Genomic DNA, 19,871 nt, shown 5'->3' with positions numbered 1-19,871 from the left:
GCAGCGCCGTACGACTTCCGCAGGGGGACCCATGAGCACCGCCGCCGACGTACTCCCCGCCCTCAAGGCCAAGGTACGAAGCACGGCCCACCCCGAATCCACCCCCTGCTCCCACCCCGACACCGTCCTCGCGGAACGCGCCGACGGCACAGTCGTCCGCCACGCGAACACCGTCGCCAAGGCTCACGCCCCCGACACGGACCCCACCCACCTGACCCTCCGCCTGACCGTGGCGACCGCCAACCCCGACATCCTCCTCGCCCCCCTCCACCCCACCCCGGCCTCCCTCCACGGCCGCCTCATCACGTTCTGGCCGTACGGCACCCCGGTCGACCCCGAAACCCCGGAGCACGCCCCGTGGGAGGCGGCGGCCACCCTCCTCGCCCACCTCCACCAGTGCCCGGCACCCCCGGGCCTGCCCGCCATGCGCGGCCCGGCGAAGGCGGCCCAAGCCATCACCCGCCTCCGGACCATGGCGCCCCACCACCCCGCCACCGCCCCGGTTCTCCGCGCCTGGCGCACCCTTCCCACCTGGGCCCGAGCCGAGGCCCCCATGCCCGACACGACCAGCCTCTGTCACGGCGACCTGCATCTCGGCCAACTCGTCCGCCACCCGGCGACGACCGGCCCCTGGCGACTCATAGACGTCGACGATCTGGGCGTGGGCGTGCCCGCCTGGGACCTCGCCCGCCCCGCCGCCTGGTACGCCTGCGGCCTCCTGCTCCCCGACGAGTGGACCCGCTTCCTCACCGCGTACCGACAGGCGGGCGGCCCAGCCGTCCCCGCTCACGGCGACCCCTGGCCCGTACTGGACGTACCGGCCCGCGCACTCACCGTGCAGACCGCGGCCCTGGCGATCGCGAAATCCACGGCGGCCGGCCGTCCCCTCGACGACGCGCAGCAGTCCGTTGTCGACGCATGTGACCGAATGGGAGGCATCCCGCCCGAGTTGGTGACCGCTTCCCCGAAGTAGGGTGCAACCGAGGGCGGCCGGACAGTGTCTGTCCTGGCGTAACGCGAAGCAGCACCGAACGGCGAGGAGTTGAGCCGAACCATGCACATGCAGTGTCCGAAGTGCCATGCGCAGATGCACACCTACAACCGCAGTGGCGTCCAGATCGAGCAGTGCAGCGGCTGCCGTGGGATCTTCCTCGACTACGGCGAGCTGGAGTCACTGACCCGCCTGGAGTCCCAGTGGGGCGGCGGCCCGGCCGTTCCCCCTCCGCCGGCTGCCCCGCAGTACCCGGCGGGCGGCGGTCACAACGCTCCGGCCTGGGGCGCCCCGCACGGCGGTCACCACGGAGGGCATCACGGCAGCCACGGCCACCGCGACCGCGGCTTCGGCCACATGCTGTTCTCCAGCTGATCCGAAGGACGACGAAGCCCCCGGCCGCGAGAGGCGGACGGGGGCTCGGTGTGTGGACGATACTGGGATTGAACCAGTGACCTCTTCCGTGTCAGGGAAGCGCTCTCCCGCTGAGCTAATCGTCCTCGGGATCACAGCCAAGGGCTGTGGATCTTGCGTGCGCGATACTGGGATTGAACCAGTGACCTCTTCCGTGTCAGGGAAGCGCTCTCCCGCTGAGCTAATCGCGCGGGTCGAAGCCTCGCGGCTCCAGAAGCCCTGAGGCCTCAGTGGACGATACTGGGATTGAACCAGTGACCTCTTCCGTGTCAGGGAAGCGCTCTCCCGCTGAGCTAATCGTCCTTGGAGGTGGAGACGGGATTTGAACCCGTGTAGACGGCTTTGCAGGCCGTTGCCTCGCCTCTCGGCCACTCCACCAGGAGTGTGGGGTTCGGGAAGATCCCCCACTTTCCTGCGAGCGGACGACCAGGTTCGAACTGGCGACCTCAACCTTGGCAAGGTTGCGCTCTACCAACTGAGCTACGTCCGCGTGTCCTTCCCGGTCCGCTTCCGCGTCCCGGCGACGAGTTGAACTCTAGCGGATTCCGGGGCCAGTACAAAAACGCGTTTGTGCAGCGTGCTGCGGTACGTCCGGTCCAGGACCCGGCCGGGCCCGCCCGCGAGGCACCCGTCCTAGACTCGACTGCGTGCTCGACCTCCCTCCGCTCGCCCGCTTCGGCGACCTCGTGGCCACCGGTCTCACCGATGTGACCAGCGATGCCGCCGCTCTTGACTCGTCCGGCTTCTGGGCCGTGTGCGCGGACTACGAGGGCGGTCTGGTGTGCGCGCGCTTCAGTGACGTACGTCGCGAGCCCGCGCCCCCTCCGGTGCCGGGGGAGTGGCACGGGCCGGGTGTCGGTGACTGGACGTCGTCCCTCGACCGCGCCGCGTACACGGTCGGCGTCCGCCGGATACGCGAGCACATCGCCGCCGGCGAGGTGTACCAGGCGAACCTCTGCCGAGTGCTGTCGGCGCCCGTCGCGCCGGACGCCGATGTGGACGCTCTGTCCGCACTGCTGGCTCGCGGCAACCCGGCGCCGTTCGCAGGAACGATTCGCCTCCCGGCGCACGGGGTCGAGATCGCCACCGCGTCGCCCGAGCTCTTCCTGCGCCGCGACGGCCGGGTCGTCGAGTCGGGCCCGATCAAGGGCACCGGACGTACCGAGGCGGATCTCCTGGAGAAGGACTACGCCGAGAACGTGATGATCGTCGATCTGGTCCGCAACGACATCGGGCAGGTCTGCGCCACCGGCTCCGTGACCGTGCCCGACCTGTGCGTCGTCGAGAAGCACCCCGGGCTGGTCCACCTCGTCTCCCTCGTACGCGGCGAACTGCGCCCGGACGCCGGCTGGCCGGAGCTGCTCGCCGCCGCCTTCCCGCCCGGCTCCGTCACGGGCGCGCCCAAGTCGAGCGCCCTGCGGATCATCGACGCCCTGGAGACCTCCCCGCGCGGCCCGTACTGCGGGGGGATCGGCTGGGTCGACGCCGACCGGGGCACCGCGGAGCTGGCCGTCGGTATCCGTACCTTCTGGATCGACAGGGCGGCGGGCGCGCTTCGCTTCGGCACGGGCGCGGGCATCACCTGGGGGTCGGACCCCGAGGCGGAGTGGCGGGAGACCGAGCTGAAGGCCGCCAGGCTGCTCGCGGTAGCGTCGGGGACGTACGAGGCGAGTGGGAGGACCCTTACGTGAAGATCTGGCTCGACGGCGGACTGCAGGACATCGACTCCGCCCGTGTCTCCGTCCTCGACCACGGGCTGACCGTGGGCGACGGCGTCTTCGAGACCGCGAAGACGGTCGACGGGCGGCCGTTCGCGCTGACCCGCCACCTCGACCGGCTGGCCCTCTCTGCGCGCGGACTCGGTCTGCCCGAGCCCGATCTCGACGAGGTGCGCCGCGCCTGCTCCGCCGTCCTGGAGGCCAACCCCGTCGCGCTCGGCCGGCTGCGCATCACCTACACCGGCGGTGTCTCCCCGCTCGGCTCCGACCGCGGCGACCACGGCCCGACCCTCGTCGTCGCCCTCGGCGACACCACCCGGCGCGCCGACTCCACCGCCGCGATCACCGTCCCGTGGACCCGCAACGAGCGCGGCGCCCTCACCGGCCTGAAGACCACTTCGTACGCCGAGAACGTCGTCGCCCTCTCCCGCGCCCACGAACAAGGCGCCACCGAGGCACTGTTCGCCAACACGGTGGGACGGCTCTGCGAGGGCACGGGCTCCAACGTCTTCGTCGTCCTCGACGGCGAGATCCACACGCCGCCGGTCGCCTCCGGCTGCCTCGCGGGCATCACCCGCGCCCTCGTCGTCGAGTGGACCGGCGCCCGCGAGACCGACCTGCCGCTGGACGTACTGGAGCGCGCCGACGAGATCTTCCTGACGTCGAGCCTGCGCGACGTGCAGGCCGTGCACCGCGTCGACGCCCGCGAACTGCCCGCCGCTCCGGGCCCGGTGACGGCCAAGGCGATGCGGGTCTTCGACGAGCGGTCCGGCGACGACCTTGATCCGTAAAAGCCCGCGATATGGGGCTGACCCGGCGGCCAGGAGCGGGTAGAACACCCCTGATGACCACCACCCTGCGGCCCATCGAGCCGCTTCAGCACGCTGCCGACGGGTCCCGTTCGCGCCGCTATCAGGTGTGCGTGAACAGCCGTTCCGTCGGCGAGATACACCTCGGGACGCGCCCCGACCCCGGGTCCTCGGCCGCCCGGATCCTGGATCTGCGGATCGACGAACCGGACCGGCGGCGCGGCCGGGCCACGGTGGCCGCACTCGCCGCCGAGGAGGTGGCCCGCGGCTGGGGCTGTCGGCGGATCGAGACGACCGTCCCGGCCGACGCCGAGCCCGCCCTGCGGCTGACCCAGGCGCTCGGCTACGTCCTGCGCAACCGGGGCATGCGCAAGGCCCTCGACGGCACCCCGCCCGAACTGCCCGCGGGCAGCCGGGGCCGGCCCATGACCGAGGCCGAGTACGGGCCGTGGAAGGAGGCCGGGCTGGGGGGCTACGCACAGGACTTGATCACCCGCGGCGTACCCGACGCGGAGGCGTACGCGAGGGCCGCCGACGACTACGTGCGGTGCCTGCCGCAGGGAGTGGCCTCCGAGAACAACCTGTGCAGCGTGCTGGAACACGAGGGCACGAGAGTCGGCACCCTGTGGTTGTGGCTGACCGGCGACACCGCCTTCGTGTACGACGTGGAGGCGGACGCCGCACACCGGGGCAGGGGACACGGCCGTGCGCTCATGCTGCTGGCCGAGGCCCAGGCGGTGGCTGCCGGGAAGACCGTCATCGCCCTCAACGTCTTCGCGGGAAACTTCCGGGCCGAATGCCTCTACGAGTCGCTCGGCTACGAGACGACCGCCTACCACCTGTACAAGCCACTCCTCTGACGGCTGTCCATGCCACTCCTCCGACGGCTGCCGCGAGGTGTGTCGGCGGTCAGGCGCCTTCGGCCAGCAGTCGGTCGGCGATCTCCTCGATCCGCTGGCGAAGCCCCACCTGGCTCTTGCCGCCGTCGAGGCGCTCGCCGCCGATGACGTAGGTGGGGGTGCCGGTCACGCCGATCGCCTTGCCCTCGGCCTGGTCGGCGTCGACGATCAGGATGTGCCGGCCGTCGATCAGCGCGGTGTCGAACTCCTCGGCGTCCAGACCGAGGTCACCGGCAACCTCGACCAGGAACGGCTCTCCGGCGCGGTCCAACTCCTCGACCCGGCCGAGCACGGCCTCGACGTACGGCCACGCCTCCCCCTGCTCAGCCGCCTCCTCGGCGGCCTGCGCGGCGGCGAAGGCGTGCTTGTGCTTCTCCAGCGGGAAGTGCCGCAGCCGTACGTCGAGCCGGTCGCCGTAGCGGGCCCGCAGCGCGCGGATGTCGTCGAGGGCGCTGCGGCAGTCGGGACACTGGAGTTCGCACCAGACGTCCAGGACGACGGCGGACGGCACGGGTGAGGAGTCGCTCATGGGGATCAGTCTCCCAGCTTCCCGGAAGTGGGGCCGACCCCGAGACGACCCGGAGATGTCCCTGAGGTCTCCCTGGACCATGGCATATCGGACGCGTGGCGGTGCAGGATGGAAGGGACGGACAGAGCCCGCCCGCCCGAGCACCGCCTGGAGGACCGGATGATTGCCGAGACAGTCTGTGCCGCCGTTTCCGCGGCAGGCCTGGGCCTCGCCGCGATCACGGCGTACCGGAAGCGTTTCCTCAGGGCGACTCGTATCGCCGCCTATTCACTCGTGCCCCTCGGCCTGGTGATGACGGGGGTCGTCGAGTGGGTGGCCGACACCGCGTTCAGCCCGACCGCGTGGGCCGGCTTCGGGGTGCTCGGCGCAGCCTGGTTCCTCTTCATGACCACCCGTGCCGTGGAGCGGCGCCGTGGCGTCACCGGCAAGGATCGCAAGGCGGCCAAGGCGTCCGGCACCGAGGCGATAGCCCCGGCGGCCTCGGCGCCCTCGCTGGGCCGGAGTTCACAGCCGGCGGCCCGCCCGGCGGCCGCACCCCGGAAGACCGGCTCCGGGGCGTCCGGCGCGGACGACTTCAGCGACATCGAGGCGATCCTGAAGAAGCACGGCATCTGATCCGAGGGAGCAGCACGGCATTCGACCGCCTGAAGTGCCCCGCGGACTGAAACGACACAGAAGGTCGGGCGGCGGCGCCGAAGTGATCACGTTCGCTCCGGACGTTGTGGATATTGGCGAACTCTCCGTCATTCCGGGTGGGTTGATCGCGCGGAGGGTCTTCGCTGCGTCATCATCGCGGCGAGATGCTGGACACAACACAGAGCGACACGACCGCCCCACCACAGGAGCGGCGAGGTTGTCTCTTCGCGCTCTCCCAGCCACCGCTGATGATCTTCCTTGCGGTGATCGGCTGCCTGCTGCTCATGGCGTCACTGCACGACCTGCTGATGCTCTGAGCTGTAAACGGAGCCCCTGACGTCACCCGTCGAGGGCTCCGTCAGTCCCCGACCCCGCCCTCGTCGTCGGCCCGCCGTCCCCTCAGCCCGCCGCCTCCTTGCGGCGCGCCCGGTAGGCGGCCACGTGCAGGCGGTTTCCGCAGGTGCGGCTGTCGCAGTAGCGGCGCGAGCGGTTGCGGGAGAGGTCGACGAAGGCACGCCGGCAGTCGGGCGCCTCACAGCGGCGCAGCCGCTCCTGCTCCCCGGCGACGACGAAGAAGGCGAGGGCCATGCCGCAGTCGGCCGCGAGATGGTCGGCGAGGGAGGCGCCGGGCGCGAAGTAGTGCACATGCCAGTCGTAGCCGTCGTGGTTGGTGAGCCGGGGGGTGGTGCCCGCCGCGGCGATCAGATCGTTGATGACCGAGGCAGCCGCGCCCGGGTCGGGCGCCGCGAAGACCTCGGTGAACCGGCCGCGGATCTTGCGCACGGCCGAGAGATCGAACTCTGACAGCACGCCGACGTCGCTGACCTCGTGGTTTCGTACGAAGTCGGCGAGCGACGGGACATCCGTGAGCCCGTCCGTCGCCGTGTCGTTCTCCGGCGCGGTGTTCACCAGATCCACCACGGTGTCGAGGGCACACCGGGTGTCGTGGGTGATCAGCACGTTTCGCTCCCTGGCCTGCGAGGGTCGGGCGGGCGCCCGCCAATGCTGGCCGATGGTAGTGGCTCGGCGAGGCGGTGGACCGGCGTGGACCGGTCCGGAGCACCCTGATATGAGCGGAACGGGCCGGGGGCCCGATTGGTGCCCCAGGCCCGTTCCGGTCGGCCCACGGCACGGCGACGCCGCCGCGCGGAGGTCCGCGACGACGGCGTCGATGGGTCGGCCTGAGCCGTATTCGGTTGTCTTGGCCCGAGCCGTCTCCCCGAGTGGACGGCGCCGGGCGGCTGTGTGGGGCCTGGTCGTCCCTAGCTTTCCGCCAGGATGTGCGAGAGCTCCTGATCGAGGTCGAAGTGCCGGTGCTCCGTGCCGGGCGGCACGGCGGCGTCTGTGCGCTTCAGGAAGGACTCCAGGGCCCGCGCCGGGGCTTCGAGGAGGGCCTCGCCCTCGGGGGAGCTCAGGGCGATGCACACGACGCCCTGACCGTGGCTGCGGGACGGCCAGACACGGACGTCGCCGGTGCCGGTGGGCCGGTGCAGGCCCTCGGCGAGGAGGTCGCGGGCGAACACCCACTCGACCGTTTCCTCGGCTCCGGTGTGGAAGGTGGCGTGCACGGCGTAGGGATCGGCCGTGTCATACCGCAGTCCCGCGGGAACAGGCAGTGAGGACTCGCTCGACACAACGAGGCGCAGGTGCAGCTCGCAGCTGACCGTGGTGTTCATAAGCGCCATGGCCTTTCGCTCAGTGTGCGCTCGGGGATTCGCACGTCGGCGAAATCGACATGCCACCTACGGTGCCGTTGTAAACCCCTCTGGGAGTTTTGCGTCGCTTTTGGTAGCTCATCCGGCCGAGACCGTCTTCTGTGGGTACGACCATTCCGGTGACCGGTTTCTCTCCGGTAGGGTTTGGCGGTATGGGCACGGTGAGTGACGGAACGGGGGAGGTCGCCGTGGCGGCCGACGGAACGAAGAGTGAGACTGACGTAGCGAACAGTGAGGCCGATGTGGCCAAGAACGAAGCGCCGCTCGGATCTCGTGCGCCGGAGTTCGTCAAAGCCCGGCGGATGCTGCATCTGAGCTGGCAGGTGGTCATCTTCGTCGTCGGGCTCGCGGTGGTCGTCGCGGGCGTGATCATGCTGCCGCTGCCCGGCCCCGGCTGGGTCGTGATCTTCGGCGGCATGGCGATCTGGGCGACCGAATTCGTCTGGGCCCAGCTGGTGCTCCGCTGGACCAAGCGGAAGGTCACCGAGGCCACCCAGCGCGCCCTCGATCCGAAGGTCCGGCGCCGCAACATCATCCTGACGTCGATCGGCCTGGTGATCGTGACCGTCCTCGTCGGCATCTACGTCTGGAAGTTCGGCTTCGAGATGCCCTGGAACATCAAGGACCAGTGAACCCGGCCGGGACGGTGCCGGGGATTCCGAACGTGGTCGGAGGAACCCCCTGACATGGGGTAATGTTCTTCCTGCGCCCGGGCGATTAGCTCAGTGGGAGAGCGCTTCGTTCACACCGAAGAGGTCACTGGTTCGAACCCAGTATCGCCCACCAGTCGATTGCGACCCGGTCCACGGAAACGTGGACCGGGTCGTTTGCGTTGTGGTGGTGTGAGGGCTTTCGAGGCCCACCCGGACCATGGGGCGCGCAGGGGTGCCGGCCGGTGAGTTCGAGCGGCGAGCGGCGCGCGGTCGACGCGGTTTCTCCGACCTCCCTCGTGAATGGCTGAATCCGATGCCTTCGCCCCCTCGTGCCCGGGGCTCACGCCCGGTCAAGTCGCCGTGTTCCGGGGGTGGTTCGGCGTGTGCCCTCGCGCCGTCCCGCTGACTCCTTTCAGCCTTGCCTGTTCGCCGCTCGACGACCCACATCGCGTTCGACCCGTCGACCGCAACTCGCCTACCTGGTCTTTCAGTTGACCAGGCGTCACCTACCGCGCTTCGTCGTCCGGTGCGGCGACGACTCCGCTTTCCATCAATTCCTGTCCGAATCATTGACGTCTCCTGAGGGGCTCCGTACCTTGTGCCAGCAAGCGCTTACTTGAAACGATTCATGGCGCGGGACGCAGCGTCGCGGGGAGGCTCAACCATGCAGCAAAACAGGAACGTTGAGAGGCGGACGGTCCTCAAGGCGGCCGGAGCCTCACTGGCCGTCGTGGGGCTGGGGGCGACGGCCACGGCCTGTGGCGGTGACAGTGGTGCGGGGGACGGGACGGTGACGATCCGTTACGCCTGGTGGGGTGCCGAGGACCGGGCGGAGCGCATCAAGAAGACCATCGCGCTTTTCGAGAAGAAGTACCCGAAGATCAAGGTGAAGACGGACTTCCAGGTGTATCCCGATTTCTGGAAGAAGTTCAACACCCAGGCCTCCGGCGGAAATCCGCCGGATGTCTTCCAGAATGCCGTTGGTTTCCTGCGGAAATATGATGCGAAGAATGTGTTGCTCGATCTCAACGCACAGGTCGAGGCGGGCAACCTCTCCCTGGACGGCTTCCGGGCGGGCCTGGAGAAGTTCGGCGAGGTCGACGGAAAGCTGCTCGGGATTCCGGTCGGTTCCAACTCGATGGCGCTGGTGATCGACAAGCCCGTCTACACCAAGTCCGGTGTGAAGCCGGAGCGGGGCTGGACCTGGGACGACTTCGACGCGGCGATGAAGAAGATCCGCGACAAGGCGGGGCGCGCCGGCGACAGCGGCATGTACGGCGTCATGTACCTCTACGACCTCTACCTGCGCCAGAACGGCAAGGCGTTCTTCACCGAGGACGGGCTCGGCTTCACCGAGGCGGACCTGAAGGCCTGGTGGACGAAAGCCGAGAAGGGCATCCAGGAGGGCATCTACGCCGATCCCAAGAAGGTCGCGCAGACCAAGCCCAAGTCGGCGGTCGCGGCGGAACTCGCCGCCGGTGAGTTCACCTGGGACAACTTCACCGTCCGCTACACCTCCGAGGGCAAGAGCGAGTACGGTCTGGCACCCATCCCGACCACCGACGGCAAGAAGACCGGCCAGTACCTCGGCTCCCTCATGCTCAGCGCGTCCAAGCGCACCCAGCACCCCAAGGAAGTCGCGCAGTTCATCAACTTCATGGTGCACGAGCCCGAGGTCGCCAAGATCATGGGCTACGACCGCGGTGTTCCCGCGACACAGGCCCAGTACGACGCGTACAAGCCGACCGACCCGGTGAACAAGGCCATCGCCGAGTACGAGCAGTCCCTCGTCGACACCGGTGTCCTGGAGCCCATCACCCCGCATCCGAACGGGGCGGACATCTGCGAGGCCGGGTTCATGCGCATCGCCGAGGAACTCGCTTTGGGCAAGCGGTCGGTGGACGACGCCGTCAAGCAGTTCTTCAACGAGTCGAAGACGGCTCTCGGCAGCTGATGGGAACCGCCGTGACACACGCCCCTGCGATGGAGGACCTGACCAAGGACTCCGAGCCGCGGCACCGTCCGGCCAAGTCTCCGCGCCCCGCCGCACTCAAGCGGCGGGGCCGCCGGGAGACCCTGGCCGGCTATCTCTTCATGTCCCCGTGGATCGCTGGGTTCCTGCTGCTGACAGCGGGCCCGATGGTCGCCTCGCTCTATTTCGCCTTCACCGACTACAACCTGTTCGACGCCCCCAAGTGGATCGGCCTCGACAACTTCTCCGAGATGTTCGCCGATCCGCGCTGGCAGAACTCGGTGCGGGTGACCCTCTGGTACGTCGTAGTCGGTACGCCGATCAAATTGATCGCCGCCCTCGGTGTGGCGCTACTGCTGGCCCAGAAGCGGCGCGGACAGGCCTTCTACCGTGCCGCCTTCTACGCCCCGTCGCTGATCGGGGCGAGCGTCTCCATCGCGATCGTGTGGAAGGCGATCTTCTCGGACGACGCCATCGTCGACCGTACGCAGAAGCTTTTCGGGATCGACGTCGGCGGCTGGACCGGTGACCCGGACCTGATCATCTACAGCCTGGTGGCGCTCACCGTCTGGCAGTTCGGTGCCCCGATGGTGATCTTCCTCGCCGGTCTCAAGCAGGTCCCGCGCGAGCTGTACGAGGCGGCCGAGGTCGACGGGGCGGGTACGTTCCGGCGGTTCTGGAACATCACCCTGCCGATGATCTCCCCGGTCCTGTTCTTCAACGTCCTGCTGGAGACGATCCACTCCTTCCAGATCTTCAGCTCGGCGTACATCGTCGGCGGCGGTGCCGGAGGCAGCGCCTGCGGTCCGGCCGACGGCTCGATGGTCTATACCTGTTATCTGTACGTCCAGGGCTTCGAGAACAGCCGCATGGGCCTGGCCTCCGCCATGGCCTGGGTGCTGCTGGTCGCGGTCGCCCTGGTGACGGCGGTGCTGTTCTGGTCCCAGAAGCGCTGGGTGCACTACGAGGAGGGTGCCTGATGAGCGCACAGGCCACCGAGATCACCCCAGCTCCGGCCCCGTCCGCGAAGGGGGGCGCCCTCCGGCGCAAGCTGCCCGGCTCCCTGGCCTGGCACATCGGATCCCTGCTGATCCTCGCGGTGATCCTCTATCCGGTGATCTGGGTCGTGGGGGGTTCGTTCAAGAACAGCGATGACATCGTCGGCAGCCTGGACCTGTTCCCGAGCGATCCGATCATCTCCAACTACACACGGCTCACCGACGGCATCGCCGACATCCCGATCTCCACGTTCTTCTTCAACTCACTCACCCTCGCCGTGGGTTCGGTGGTCGGGATCCTGGTGTCCTGCTCGCTGACCGCGTACGCCTTCTCGAAGATCAAGTTCGCGGGCCGCAATCTGCTCTTCACGCTGATGATCGGCACCCTCCTGTTGCCCTACCACGTGTTGCTGATCCCGCAGTACGTGCTGTTCCGCAACATGGACGCGATCGACACCTACACCCCACTCCTGCTCCCGAAATACCTGGCCACGGAGGCGTTCTTCGTCTTCCTGATGGTGCAGTTCATGCGGAACCTGCCCAAGGAACTCGACGAGGCGGCCCGGCTCGACGGCTGCGGCCACTTCCGGATCTACTGGTCGATCGTGCTGCCGCTGTGCAGGCCCGCGCTCATCACCAGCGCGATCTTCACCTTCATCAACGCCTGGAACGACTTCATGGGCCCGCTGATCTATGTGAATACGCCCGACAAGTACACGGTCTCGCTCGGTCTGAAGATGTTCGTGGACCAGGACGCCGTGGCCAACTACGGCGGCATGATCGCGATGTCGCTGGTGGCGCTGCTGCCGGTGCTCGCCTTCTTCCTCGCCTTCCAGCGCTATCTGATCGACGGTATGGCCACATCCGGCCTGAAGGGCTGAGGTGAGCCGACCGATGGCCCAGGCCCCCGTCCGTGCGAAGGCCGCCGCACCACGTGAGGAGTCCCTGCTCGCCGAGCGGTTCGCGCTGTTCGCCGAGTGCCTGCTCACCGGGGTGTGGATCGCGCTGGCCTCGTTGCCGCTGGTGACGTACCCCGCCGCGTTCGCCGCCGGCTCCCGGCACCTGAGACGCCGTACGGCCCATGAGAGCGGCGGCTGGCGGGAGTTCGTGGCCGACTTCCGGACGGCGGTGCGCGGCGGCTGGCTCGTCGGGCTCGCCGGATGGGCGGTGCTCGCGGCGGTGTGGGTGGACGTCCAGGCCGTCCGCGCCGGGATCCCCGGCGGGCCGCTGGTCGGCGTCGTCGGGGTCCTCGCGCTGATCGGCGCCGCCGTCGCCGCACTGCGGGCGGCGGCGGACTGGCGGCCCGGCGCCACCTGGCGTGCCCTGCTGGGCGCAGCCGGGCGGCGGACCGTGCTCGACCCCGCCGGATCCTTTCTGCTCGTCGGCGGACTGGCCGTGGTGGCCTGCTCCGCCTGGTTCGTCGCCCCGCTGGCGATCCCGGTCCTCGGGGCCGTCGCGGCGGCCGCCGTCGCCGTGGAGGAGCGGTACCGGCGCCGCCGCTGACCGAAGCGGGCGGTACCGCGCACCAGGTCGGCACCCCGGAGGTGCCGTACCTCTCTCTGTCATGCCCCTGACCACCCGCACCCAAGACTTCCCGTACGGAAAGGAAAGGCCATGTCCCCCATCGACCGCAGGTCCCTTCTCAAGGCGGCCGCCGTCGCCGGAGCAGCCGCGCAGTTCAGCTGGGCGCTAGGGAGTTCGAACGCGCAGGCCGCGCCCAGAGCCGAGGCCGCGGACGCGGAACCCGTGGTCCTGGACTGGCTGGAGGACGGCGGACTCGGCGCCGCTCCCGGTTCGACCGTGGGCGTGCCGTGGCCGAAGGGCGCGTACGAGAAGGAACAGTCGTTTTCCCTGACCGATGCGGACGGCAAGGCTGTGGCCGTGCAGTCCTGGCCGATCGGTTACTGGCCGGACGGGTCGGTGAAGTGGACCGCGCACGCGGTGGGCGCGGGCGCCGGTTCCGGCAAGCTGACCCTCGCCGCCGGCACCCCCGCCGCGCCGGAGAAGAAGGTCACCGTCGACAAGAGCGGCGGCACCATCGACGTGTCGACCGGTGTCATCACCGCGAAGATCGGCAAGTCCGGCTCCACCCTCGTGAAGTCCGTGCTCCGCGGTTCCACCGAGATCGCCAACACCGGCCGTCTGGTGCTGCTGCGTCAGCCCGAGATCGAGGACGGCGACCAGGGCACGGAGAAGTACGAGCGCTTCGAGAGCGTCATCGGTGAGGTCGAGGTCGAGCAGGACGGGCCGGTCCGCGCGGTCGTCCGCATCGACGGCAAGCACCGCAAGGGCGACCGCAGCTGGCTGCCCTTCTCGATCCGCCTCTACTTCTACGCGGGCGCCGAATCGTTCCGCATGGTGCACACCATCACTTTCGACGGCACCCAGGAGCCCGGAAAGGCCAGCGGCGACTTCATCCGCGGCATCGGCGTCCGCTTCAAGGTCCCGATGCGCGACGCCGCGTACGACCGCCACATCCGCATCGGCGGGGAGGGCACGGGTCTGTTGCGTGAGGCGGTCAAGGGCATCACCGGGCTGCGGCGCGACCCGGGCGCGGCCGTCCGTACGGCCCAGTTCGAGGGCAAGAAACTGCCCGACCCGTCCACCTGGGACCAGCGGGTCACCACCCGCCTCCAGTACATCCCCGAGTGGGGCGACTACACGCTCTCGCAGCTCTCCGCCGACGGCTTCGGTGTCCGCAAGCGGACCAAGAAGGGCCACGGCTGGATCCCGGCCGGTGGCGGCCGACGGGCGAGCGGCTTCGGGTACGTCGGTGGCGCGTCCGGCGGGTTCGCCTTCGGCCTGCGGGACTTCTGGGAGAAGTTCCCCGCCCAGCTCGACATCCGTAACGCCCACACCGACACCGCCGAGGTCACCCTCTGGCTCTGGTCGCCCGAGGCGCAGCCCATGGACCTGCGCTTCTACCACGACGGGATGGGCCAGGACACCTACCCCGAGCAGCTCGAAGGCCTCAACATCACCTACGAGGACTACGAGCCCGAGTTCGGCACGCCCTACGGCATCGCCCGGACCAGCGAACTCCTCTTCTGGGCCCACGAGTCCACCCCGAGCGCCGAGGACATGGCCGAGCAGGTCGAGGCCGTCCGCACGCCCCCGCAGCTCGCCGCCCCGCCCAAGCAGCTCATCAAGGCGGGCGTCTTCGGCAAGCTGTTCTCCGAGCCCGACCGTTCCACCGCCGCCAAGGCGAAGATCGAGGACCACCTCGACTTCCTCTTCACCTACTACAAGGACCAGGTGGAGATGCGCCGGTGGTACGGCTTCTGGGACTACGGCGACATCATGCACAGCTACGACCCCAGCCGCCACCAGTGGTGCTACGACGTCGGCGGCTACGCCTGGGACAACTCCGAGCTCTCGCCCGACCTGTGGCTCTGGTTCGCGTACATGCGCTCGGGCCGCGCGGACATCTTCCGCTTCGCCGAGGCCATGACCCGGCACACCGGCGAGGTCGACGTCTACCACCTCGGCAAATGGGCGGGCCTCGGCACCCGGCACGGCGTGCAGCACTACGCCGACAGCGCCAAGCAGCAGCGGATCGCCAACACCACCTACCGCCGCTACTACTACTTCCTCACCGCCGACGAGCGCGTCGGCGACCTCATGCACGCCAATGTCGACTCCGACGAGACGTTCCTCGTCCTCGACCCGATCCGCAAGATCCGCACCGAGCCGTACACGCCCGACCGGAACGCGCTGTCGATCGGGTTCGGTACCGACTGGTCCGGGCTGGTGTCCGCCTGGCTGACCGAGTGGGAGCGGCGCGGGCCGAAGTGGGAGAAGGCCAAGGCGCGCGTCCTGTCGACGATGGAGACGATCGCGGCCCAGCCCAACGGCTTCGTCCAGGGCAACGCGCTCTACGACCTGGACACCGGCAAGTTCGCCGTCGCCACCGAGCCCAGGGTCGGCGTCTCGCACCTGTCGGCGATGTTCGGCCTGGTCGAGCTGAACGCCGAACTCCTCGACCAGATCGACATGCCGAAGTTCAAGGAGGCCTGGCTCGACTACTGCCGGTACTTCAACGCGACCAGGGCTGAGCAGACCGCCCGCTACGGTTCCCACTTCGGGACCCTGCTGCTCTTCCAGGGCCACTCGCGGCAGGACGCGTACGCGGCGGTCCAGCTGGGCGACGACAAGCTGGCGGCCCGGGCGTGGCGGCAGTTCTACAACAGCGCCGACACCTGGGACTACAAGGAGTCGACCGACTGGTCCACGAAGAAGATCGAGGGGCCGACGGCGCTGGTGCCGGGCAGCGAGGCGGCGTGGGTGTCGACCAACGCGACGGCGCTGTACGGGTTGGCGGCCATTCAGAACCTGGCGCTGGTGGGCGACAAGATGCCGTGACGCTCCGCCGGGGGGCTTGGGGGTGCCTTGGCGTCGGTGGGGAACCGCGGGCTCGTTGTGGCTGGTCGCGCCCACGCGGCGGAGCCGCATATCGACACGGCCCCGCGCCCCTGAAGGGGCGCCCCCCCGGGTACGTCAGGAGTGTCACGTCAGTTTTCCGAACGCCTCCCGCACTCGCCGTGCGTCGCGCAGTCGCTGCTCGTACGTGGCGCCCGCCGCGAGCAGTGCCAGACCGGCGAGCGCGGGAGGTACCCAACGGGGCAGGGCGTCCACGACCTGGGAGATGTACGGCGCCAGCTCGTGCAGGGCGACCAGGGTGAGGGTGGCGCCGCCGAGCAGGAGCGGGGCCTGAAGGCGGTGGCGGGCGCCCGTGAGGGTGATGAGCAGGGCGGCGATGCCCAGGAGCAAGGGGCGGAGCCAGTGTTCGTCGCCCCAGGCCGCGACGAGGCTCGGGCCGAGGGTGACCGCCAGGCCCGGGCCGTACGCCGTCCAGGACGAGGCTGTCAGGTCACGGCGTCGGCGTAGGTGGCCGACGATCAGGGCCGGGACGGTCACCGGCAGGGTGTACGCCTCCGGAGAGCCGACCTCCCAGACCGCCAGCCGCACCCAGGAGGCCAGTACGAAGAGCGCTGCGGCCGCGTAGCCGACGTACCGCCGGTCCGGTCGTACGGCCGTGCCCGCGGCGATGACTCCGCAGAGCGCGAGGGTCAGGGCCAGCAGGGGCGGGTGCGTGGCGGAGAGGGCGATGGCCAGGAGGCCGGCCGCAGCGCCGGTCGCCTCGACCGGGATGGTCATGGGGGAGTCGCCGAGACGTGCCGCGAGCAGGGCCGCGGTGGCCGGGACGGTGAGGACGAGCAGGGCCGTGTGCTGCGGCTCCCAGCCGGCGGACGCGCCGATCGCGCAGGTCAGGGCGGTGGCGTACGCGAGGGCGGCGGGCGCGGCGAGGGGGGCCAGGTCCGTGCGCCATGCCGCGAGCGCGAACAGGGCGGTCGAGACGGCGAGCACGGTGAGGGTCGCCGGTTCGGTGGCGAGGGCGAGGAGTGCCAGGCTCAGGGAGGTGATGAGGGCCAGCAGGGCACCGGCGAGGGGCAGCGGCGCCTGGAGGCGTTGGGGCGCTGTCGACCCTACGGATCCCGCGACGCCCAGCGTGGCCACGACCACGAGGCCCTGCACCATCAGCCCGGCCGGGTACGGCAGTTCGATGATCGCGGGGAACACCAGGGCTGTCGCCCAGGCGAGGACGAAGGCGCCCACCAGGGCCGGGGTGCGCCAGGAGGCGGTGCGCCCGGTCGACGCCAGTACCCCGGCGACGACGGCGAGCACGAGGGGCACCGTCGCCGTGTTCGGGGGCCACGGCGTGTCGAGCGTCACCGCCGCGCGGGTGTCCGCGGGCGCGCCGGACCAGATCCGCTCGACCCAGCCGGCCGGGCCCAGCAGGACGATGAACAGCACAGGCAGCGTGGTGGCCAGGGCGAGGGCCTGAACGACGGCCGAAGCTTGGGCGAGGCCTCGGCGTACGGGCTCGGGGACGCGTGTGCGCACGGTCGCCAACAGCGCTACCCCGCAGAGGAGATGGGCCGGGACCGTCCACTCGTCGGGCAGGACCGCGCGGGCGATGCCGCCGAGGCCCGCCACCGCGAGGAGCCCGCCGGTGAGCGCGGTGCCGAGGGCCAGGGCCGGCTTCGGGGCGAGCCAGGCGGCCGTCAGGGCGATCGCCGAGGCGAGGGCGAGGAGCGCCGCCGCACGGGCGGCGGCGCTCGGGCCCGCGGCGGCCCACGAGAGCCACCCGGCCGCCAGTACGCCCCAGGCACCCCAGACGAACGCGCCGACCGTGGCGACGATCCGTACCGGTTCGAGGGACACCCGGAGCGCGACCGCGGTGTCGGCCGCCGCTGTCACCAGCAGCACGGCCGTGACCGTCTCCACGCTCGCGTTCATCGCGAACGACCAGAGGAGGAGGGGGAGTTGAGCGACCACCAGGGCCAGGGGGAGCGGCAGACGGAGAGGGGCGCGCGTGACGAGGGGGCGGTACTGAGGGGCGCCGGTGGCCGAGCGCCCCTCAGCGCCCCCTGCGGTCGGGTGGACCTGCGAGCCCCCGGCCGGATGGCCGTTCGTGCCCCCGGCCGCCGAGGGCGCCAGCGCGCCGAGACCCAGCCCGTATGCCGCCCACGCCCCCGCCAGCACCGCCGACGCGGCCGCCGCGTACCCCGTGCCGTCCGCCCCGGTGAACGCGACCTCGTGCAGGGCGTACGCGTCGAGGACGGTCAGGGCGAGGCCGAGGCCGGCCACCGCCTCGGCGGTCGAGCGCAGGCCGCGGCGGAGGAGCGGTACGGGGATGCCAAGGGCGGCCAGGGTCACCGCGCCCAGGACCAGGGCGCGGCCGGCGATCCCCATGTGTCCCCAGCTGACCAGCGTGAACGCGACCGCCGCGACCGTCAGCAGGGCGCCGCCGAGGATCAGCAGCACGTTCTGCACGCTGGGTGCCGTCGCCTCGGGGCGCCGCACGGGCGGAGCGGTGGGCCTGAGGGTCGGCGCGTACAGGGCGCTGACCAGCCAGGCGCGGCGTGCCAGCAGGAAGGCGCGGCGGGCGTCGAGTTGCCGCAGCTCGGAGTCGAGGACCCGCAACTCCTCGGCCGGGGACGGGAAATGCATCATGTCCCGGAGTGTGGTCCGCGTCACCTCGTACGACATGAGTGCGGGTACTCAGGACGTACTCAGATCCCTCACGGATGCGCCCTGTGCGGGCAGAATCCGACCATGGACTGGTGTCACTACCGCTTCCGCAGCCTCTGGAACCTGCCCGCGCCGCCGACCGCCGTCTACGACGTGCTCCAGCGGGCCGAGGACTACCCGCACTGGTGGCCGCAGGTGCGCGATGTGATCCGGATCGACGACACCACCGGCACCATCCGGATCCGTTCGGCCCTGCCGTACGACCTCGCCTTCACCGCTCGCGAGGTACGGCGCGACCGGGCCGCCGGGTTCCTGGAGATCGAGATGGCAGGGGACCTGGACGGCTGGGCCCGCTGGACACTCGCCGCCGACGGCACCGGCACCCTCGCCCGCTACGACCAGGAAGTCGACGTCACCAAGCCCCTGCTGCGCCGGCTCGCCGTACCGGGGCGGCCCGTGTTCCGCGCCAACCACGCGCTGATGATGCGGGCGGGCAGGCGGGGACTCCTCGCGTACCTCGCGGCCCGTGGACAAGCGGTTTGAACCAGAGCCGTCGGGACCTGTATTGTTCACTGCGTTCCCGGGCGATTAGCTCAGTGGGAGAGCGCTTCGTTCACACCGAAGAGGTCACTGGTTCGAACCCAGTATCGCCCACCGGGTAAGGCCGGTCCGCAGATGCGGACCGGCTTTTTTCATGCCGCGGCCGGCAGATCCGGACGCAGGGGCCACGCAGGGTCCACCGCCTCCTCCGTGCCGCTGCGCGCGAACCAGGCCTGCAGCCCGCGCGCCTGCGCCGCGTGCCACACCGCCTGGAGGGTGTGCAGTTCGGCGGGGGAGAGACGTTCGAGACGGGCCGCGAAACGGCGCCCCAAGGCGCGGACGACATCCATCGCGGCCTGCGCGTCGGCCGCCGCGTCGTGCGCGCCGTCCAGGACGACCTCGTAGTGCGCGCACAGGTCGGTGAGCGTGCGACGGCCCTTGCGGTAGCGGTCCAGATGCTTGTCCAGGACCCGCGGATCGAGGACCCGCAACGGCGTCGTCTCGAACCAGTGGTCCAGCGACGACGCGCGGTGTCGCCGCAACTCCCGGTCCAGCATGGTCAGATCGAACGGCGCGTTCATGATCACCAGCGGACGGCCGCGCGCCGCCTGCTCGGCCAGCGCCCTGGCTATCTCCTCCATCACCGGCGCCGGCCAGCGGCCGTCGCGCTGCAGATGCTCCTGCGTCAGCCCGTGCACCGCCGTCGCCGCGGCGGGCACCGGCACGCCCGGGTTCACCAGCCACCGGGTCACCCGGGGGCGGGTGCCGGGTGCGTCCTGGACGACGACGGCGGCCGACACGATCCGGTCGGTCTCGACGTCCACACCCGTGGTCTCCGTGTCGAACGCCGCCAAGGGCCCCTCGTACCAACACGTCATACGTACACAACTCCTCGTTCACCCACGGCAGCTGACGTCCCGTCTTCTGCCTGTTTGGTGATACCCGGGCTGTTTGCGCCGTAC

At 70.1% G+C, this 19,871-nt stretch carries 19 protein-coding genes and 7 tRNA genes; 16 read left to right on the top strand and 10 right to left on the bottom strand.

What is annotated here, in order from left to right; all coding sequences use genetic code 11:
• The first annotated feature begins 31 nt into the window (after window positions 1-31).
• Together JIX55_RS10700 and JIX55_RS10695 are read left to right on the top strand one after the other, a co-directional pair.
• A complete protein-coding gene (locus JIX55_RS10700; RefSeq protein WP_257563065.1) occupies window positions 32-973 on the top strand; it encodes a phosphotransferase family protein in 942 nt (313 codons plus the stop codon).
• 87 nt (window positions 974-1,060) lie between these two features.
• The gene (locus tag JIX55_RS10695) at window positions 1,061-1,366 is read left to right on the top strand and encodes a TFIIB-type zinc ribbon-containing protein (protein WP_257569286.1); all 306 of its coding nucleotides are present in this window, start codon (window positions 1,061-1,063) and stop codon (window positions 1,364-1,366) included.
• 53 nt (window positions 1,367-1,419) lie between these two features.
• On the opposite strand, the gene JIX55_RS10690 is transcribed toward JIX55_RS10695, so the two are convergent.
• The 5 genes from JIX55_RS10690 to JIX55_RS10670 form a co-directional block, all read right to left on the bottom strand.
• Window positions 1,420-1,491: transfer RNA gene (locus JIX55_RS10690), tRNA-Val, on the bottom strand.
• 33 nt (window positions 1,492-1,524) lie between these two features.
• A tRNA-Val gene (locus JIX55_RS10685) sits at window positions 1,525-1,596 on the bottom strand.
• Window positions 1,597-1,636: 40 nt separating this feature from the next.
• Window positions 1,637-1,708 (bottom strand) — tRNA-Val (locus tag JIX55_RS10680).
• A gap of 1 nt (window position 1,709) precedes the next feature.
• A tRNA-Cys gene (locus JIX55_RS10675) sits at window positions 1,710-1,783 on the bottom strand.
• Between the two features lie 39 nt (window positions 1,784-1,822).
• Window positions 1,823-1,895: transfer RNA gene (locus JIX55_RS10670), tRNA-Gly, on the bottom strand.
• Between the two features lie 157 nt (window positions 1,896-2,052).
• Here JIX55_RS10670 and JIX55_RS10665 point away from each other — a divergent pair.
• Genes JIX55_RS10665 through JIX55_RS10655 form a run of 3 tightly spaced genes read left to right on the top strand, consistent with a single transcriptional unit; the run spans window position 2,053 to window position 4,792 of the window.
• On the top strand, window positions 2,053-3,096 hold the full coding sequence (locus JIX55_RS10665) for a chorismate-binding protein (protein ID WP_257563064.1): 1,044 nt from the start codon (window positions 2,053-2,055) through the stop codon (window positions 3,094-3,096).
• Window positions 3,093-3,914, top strand: coding sequence for an aminotransferase class IV (locus JIX55_RS10660; RefSeq protein ID WP_257563063.1), 822 nt, complete (start codon window positions 3,093-3,095; stop codon window positions 3,912-3,914). The genes JIX55_RS10665 and JIX55_RS10660 overlap by 4 nt, the downstream gene beginning before the upstream one ends.
• Before the next feature lie 53 nt (window positions 3,915-3,967).
• Window positions 3,968-4,792, top strand: coding sequence for a GNAT family N-acetyltransferase (locus JIX55_RS10655; RefSeq protein WP_257563062.1), 825 nt, complete (start codon window positions 3,968-3,970; stop codon window positions 4,790-4,792).
• 49 nt (window positions 4,793-4,841) lie between these two features.
• Here the strand turns inward: JIX55_RS10655 and JIX55_RS10650 are convergent, their stop codons facing one another.
• On the bottom strand, window positions 4,842-5,360 hold the full coding sequence (locus tag JIX55_RS10650; RefSeq protein WP_257563061.1) for a DsbA family protein: 519 nt from the start codon (window positions 5,358-5,360) through the stop codon (window positions 4,842-4,844).
• A gap of 159 nt (window positions 5,361-5,519) precedes the next feature.
• Here JIX55_RS10650 and JIX55_RS10645 point away from each other — a divergent pair, with 159 nt between their 5' ends.
• On the top strand, window positions 5,520-5,975 hold the full coding sequence (locus JIX55_RS10645) for a hypothetical protein (protein ID WP_257563060.1): 456 nt from the start codon (window positions 5,520-5,522) through the stop codon (window positions 5,973-5,975).
• Between the two features lie 185 nt (window positions 5,976-6,160).
• Window positions 6,161-6,313: a hypothetical protein gene (locus JIX55_RS10640; protein ID WP_200300465.1), complete on the top strand. Its 153-nt coding sequence runs from the start codon at window positions 6,161-6,163 to the stop codon at window positions 6,311-6,313.
• A gap of 82 nt (window positions 6,314-6,395) precedes the next feature.
• On the opposite strand, the gene JIX55_RS10635 is transcribed toward JIX55_RS10640, so the two are convergent.
• Both JIX55_RS10635 and JIX55_RS10630 read right to left on the bottom strand, forming a co-directional pair.
• Window positions 6,396-6,956, bottom strand: coding sequence for a CGNR zinc finger domain-containing protein (locus tag JIX55_RS10635; protein WP_257563059.1), 561 nt, complete (start codon window positions 6,954-6,956; stop codon window positions 6,396-6,398).
• 302 nt (window positions 6,957-7,258) lie between these two features.
• Window positions 7,259-7,672, bottom strand: coding sequence for an SsgA family sporulation/cell division regulator (locus tag JIX55_RS10630; protein ID WP_004002642.1), 414 nt, complete (start codon window positions 7,670-7,672; stop codon window positions 7,259-7,261).
• Between the two features lie 191 nt (window positions 7,673-7,863).
• Here JIX55_RS10630 and JIX55_RS10625 point away from each other — a divergent pair, with 191 nt between their 5' ends.
• The 7 genes from JIX55_RS10625 (at window position 7,864) to JIX55_RS10595 (ending at window position 15,696) form a co-directional block, all read left to right on the top strand.
• Window positions 7,864-8,343, top strand: coding sequence for a TIGR02611 family protein (locus JIX55_RS10625; RefSeq protein WP_257563058.1), 480 nt, complete (start codon window positions 7,864-7,866; stop codon window positions 8,341-8,343).
• Between the two features lie 79 nt (window positions 8,344-8,422).
• Window positions 8,423-8,497, top strand: a tRNA-Val gene (locus JIX55_RS10620).
• Window positions 8,498-9,028: 531 nt separating this feature from the next.
• The gene (locus JIX55_RS10615) at window positions 9,029-10,318 is read left to right on the top strand and encodes an ABC transporter substrate-binding protein (protein WP_257563057.1); all 1,290 of its coding nucleotides are present in this window, start codon (window positions 9,029-9,031) and stop codon (window positions 10,316-10,318) included.
• Entirely contained in the window at window positions 10,318-11,316 is a 999-nt protein-coding gene (locus tag JIX55_RS10610; RefSeq protein ID WP_257563056.1) for a carbohydrate ABC transporter permease, read from the top strand. The genes JIX55_RS10615 and JIX55_RS10610 overlap by 1 nt, the downstream gene beginning before the upstream one ends.
• Complete coding sequence (locus JIX55_RS10605) at window positions 11,316-12,215, top strand: carbohydrate ABC transporter permease (RefSeq protein WP_257563055.1); 900 nt, start codon at window positions 11,316-11,318, stop codon at window positions 12,213-12,215. Before JIX55_RS10610 ends, JIX55_RS10605 begins: the two co-directional genes overlap by 1 nt.
• Window positions 12,216-12,228: 13 nt before the next feature.
• Window positions 12,229-12,837 carry a hypothetical protein gene (locus JIX55_RS10600; RefSeq protein ID WP_257563054.1) on the top strand — a complete coding sequence of 203 codons (609 nt, stop codon included), beginning with the start codon at window positions 12,229-12,231 and terminating at the stop codon, window positions 12,835-12,837.
• A gap of 111 nt (window positions 12,838-12,948) precedes the next feature.
• Window positions 12,949-15,696, top strand: a complete 2,748-nt coding sequence (locus JIX55_RS10595; protein ID WP_257563053.1) for an exo-rhamnogalacturonan lyase family protein — start codon at window positions 12,949-12,951, stop codon at window positions 15,694-15,696.
• A gap of 144 nt (window positions 15,697-15,840) precedes the next feature.
• Here the strand turns inward: JIX55_RS10595 and JIX55_RS10590 are convergent, their stop codons facing one another.
• Window positions 15,841-18,387, bottom strand: coding sequence for an SCO7613 C-terminal domain-containing membrane protein (locus JIX55_RS10590; protein WP_257563052.1), 2,547 nt, complete (start codon window positions 18,385-18,387; stop codon window positions 15,841-15,843).
• 66 nt (window positions 18,388-18,453) lie between these two features.
• On the opposite strand from JIX55_RS10590, the gene JIX55_RS10585 reads away from it, so the two are divergent.
• Complete coding sequence (locus JIX55_RS10585; RefSeq protein ID WP_257563051.1) at window positions 18,454-18,912, top strand: SRPBCC family protein; 459 nt, start codon at window positions 18,454-18,456, stop codon at window positions 18,910-18,912.
• Window positions 18,913-18,951: 39 nt separating this feature from the next.
• Window positions 18,952-19,023: transfer RNA gene (locus JIX55_RS10580), tRNA-Val, on the top strand.
• Window positions 19,024-19,061: 38 nt separating this feature from the next.
• Here JIX55_RS10580 and JIX55_RS10575 read toward each other — a convergent pair.
• Entirely contained in the window at window positions 19,062-19,787 is a 726-nt protein-coding gene (locus tag JIX55_RS10575) for a 3'-5' exonuclease (RefSeq protein ID WP_257563050.1), read from the bottom strand.
• Window positions 19,788-19,871: the final 84 nt, after the last annotated feature.

This window comes from Streptomyces sp. DSM 40750, assembly GCF_024612035.1.
Taxonomy (GTDB): domain Bacteria; phylum Actinomycetota; class Actinomycetes; order Streptomycetales; family Streptomycetaceae; genus Streptomyces.
This window is presented reverse-complemented; position numbering and strand designations above follow the sequence as displayed.

What these genes read in the sequence shown, in the direction of transcription:
- JIX55_RS10700 (WP_257563065.1), top strand. Translation starts at nt 32, where the DNA reads ATGAGCACCGCCGCCGACGTACTCCCCGCCCTCAAGGCCAAGGTACGA.
- JIX55_RS10695 (WP_257569286.1), top strand. Translation starts at nt 1,061, where the DNA reads ATGCAGTGTCCGAAGTGCCATGCGCAGATGCACACCTACAACCGCAGT.
- JIX55_RS10655 (WP_257563062.1), top strand. Translation starts at nt 3,968, where the DNA reads ATGACCACCACCCTGCGGCCCATCGAGCCGCTTCAGCACGCTGCCGAC.
- JIX55_RS10650 (WP_257563061.1), bottom strand. Translation starts at nt 5,360, where the DNA reads ATGAGCGACTCCTCACCCGTGCCGTCCGCCGTCGTCCTGGACGTCTGG.
- JIX55_RS10645 (WP_257563060.1), top strand. Translation starts at nt 5,520, where the DNA reads ATGATTGCCGAGACAGTCTGTGCCGCCGTTTCCGCGGCAGGCCTGGGC.
- JIX55_RS10640 (WP_200300465.1), top strand. Translation starts at nt 6,161, where the DNA reads ATGCTGGACACAACACAGAGCGACACGACCGCCCCACCACAGGAGCGG.
- JIX55_RS10630 (WP_004002642.1), bottom strand. Translation starts at nt 7,672, where the DNA reads ATGAACACCACGGTCAGCTGCGAGCTGCACCTGCGCCTCGTTGTGTCG.
- JIX55_RS10625 (WP_257563058.1), top strand. Translation starts at nt 7,864, where the DNA reads ATGGGCACGGTGAGTGACGGAACGGGGGAGGTCGCCGTGGCGGCCGAC.
- JIX55_RS10615 (WP_257563057.1), top strand. Translation starts at nt 9,029, where the DNA reads ATGCAGCAAAACAGGAACGTTGAGAGGCGGACGGTCCTCAAGGCGGCC.
- JIX55_RS10610 (WP_257563056.1), top strand. Translation starts at nt 10,318, where the DNA reads ATGGGAACCGCCGTGACACACGCCCCTGCGATGGAGGACCTGACCAAG.
- JIX55_RS10605 (WP_257563055.1), top strand. Translation starts at nt 11,316, where the DNA reads ATGAGCGCACAGGCCACCGAGATCACCCCAGCTCCGGCCCCGTCCGCG.
- JIX55_RS10600 (WP_257563054.1), top strand. Translation starts at nt 12,229, where the DNA reads ATGGCCCAGGCCCCCGTCCGTGCGAAGGCCGCCGCACCACGTGAGGAG.
- JIX55_RS10595 (WP_257563053.1), top strand. Translation starts at nt 12,949, where the DNA reads ATGTCCCCCATCGACCGCAGGTCCCTTCTCAAGGCGGCCGCCGTCGCC.
- JIX55_RS10590 (WP_257563052.1), bottom strand. Translation starts at nt 18,387, where the DNA reads ATGTCGTACGAGGTGACGCGGACCACACTCCGGGACATGATGCATTTC.
- JIX55_RS10585 (WP_257563051.1), top strand. Translation starts at nt 18,454, where the DNA reads ATGGACTGGTGTCACTACCGCTTCCGCAGCCTCTGGAACCTGCCCGCG.
- JIX55_RS10575 (WP_257563050.1), bottom strand. Translation starts at nt 19,787, where the DNA reads ATGACGTGTTGGTACGAGGGGCCCTTGGCGGCGTTCGACACGGAGACC.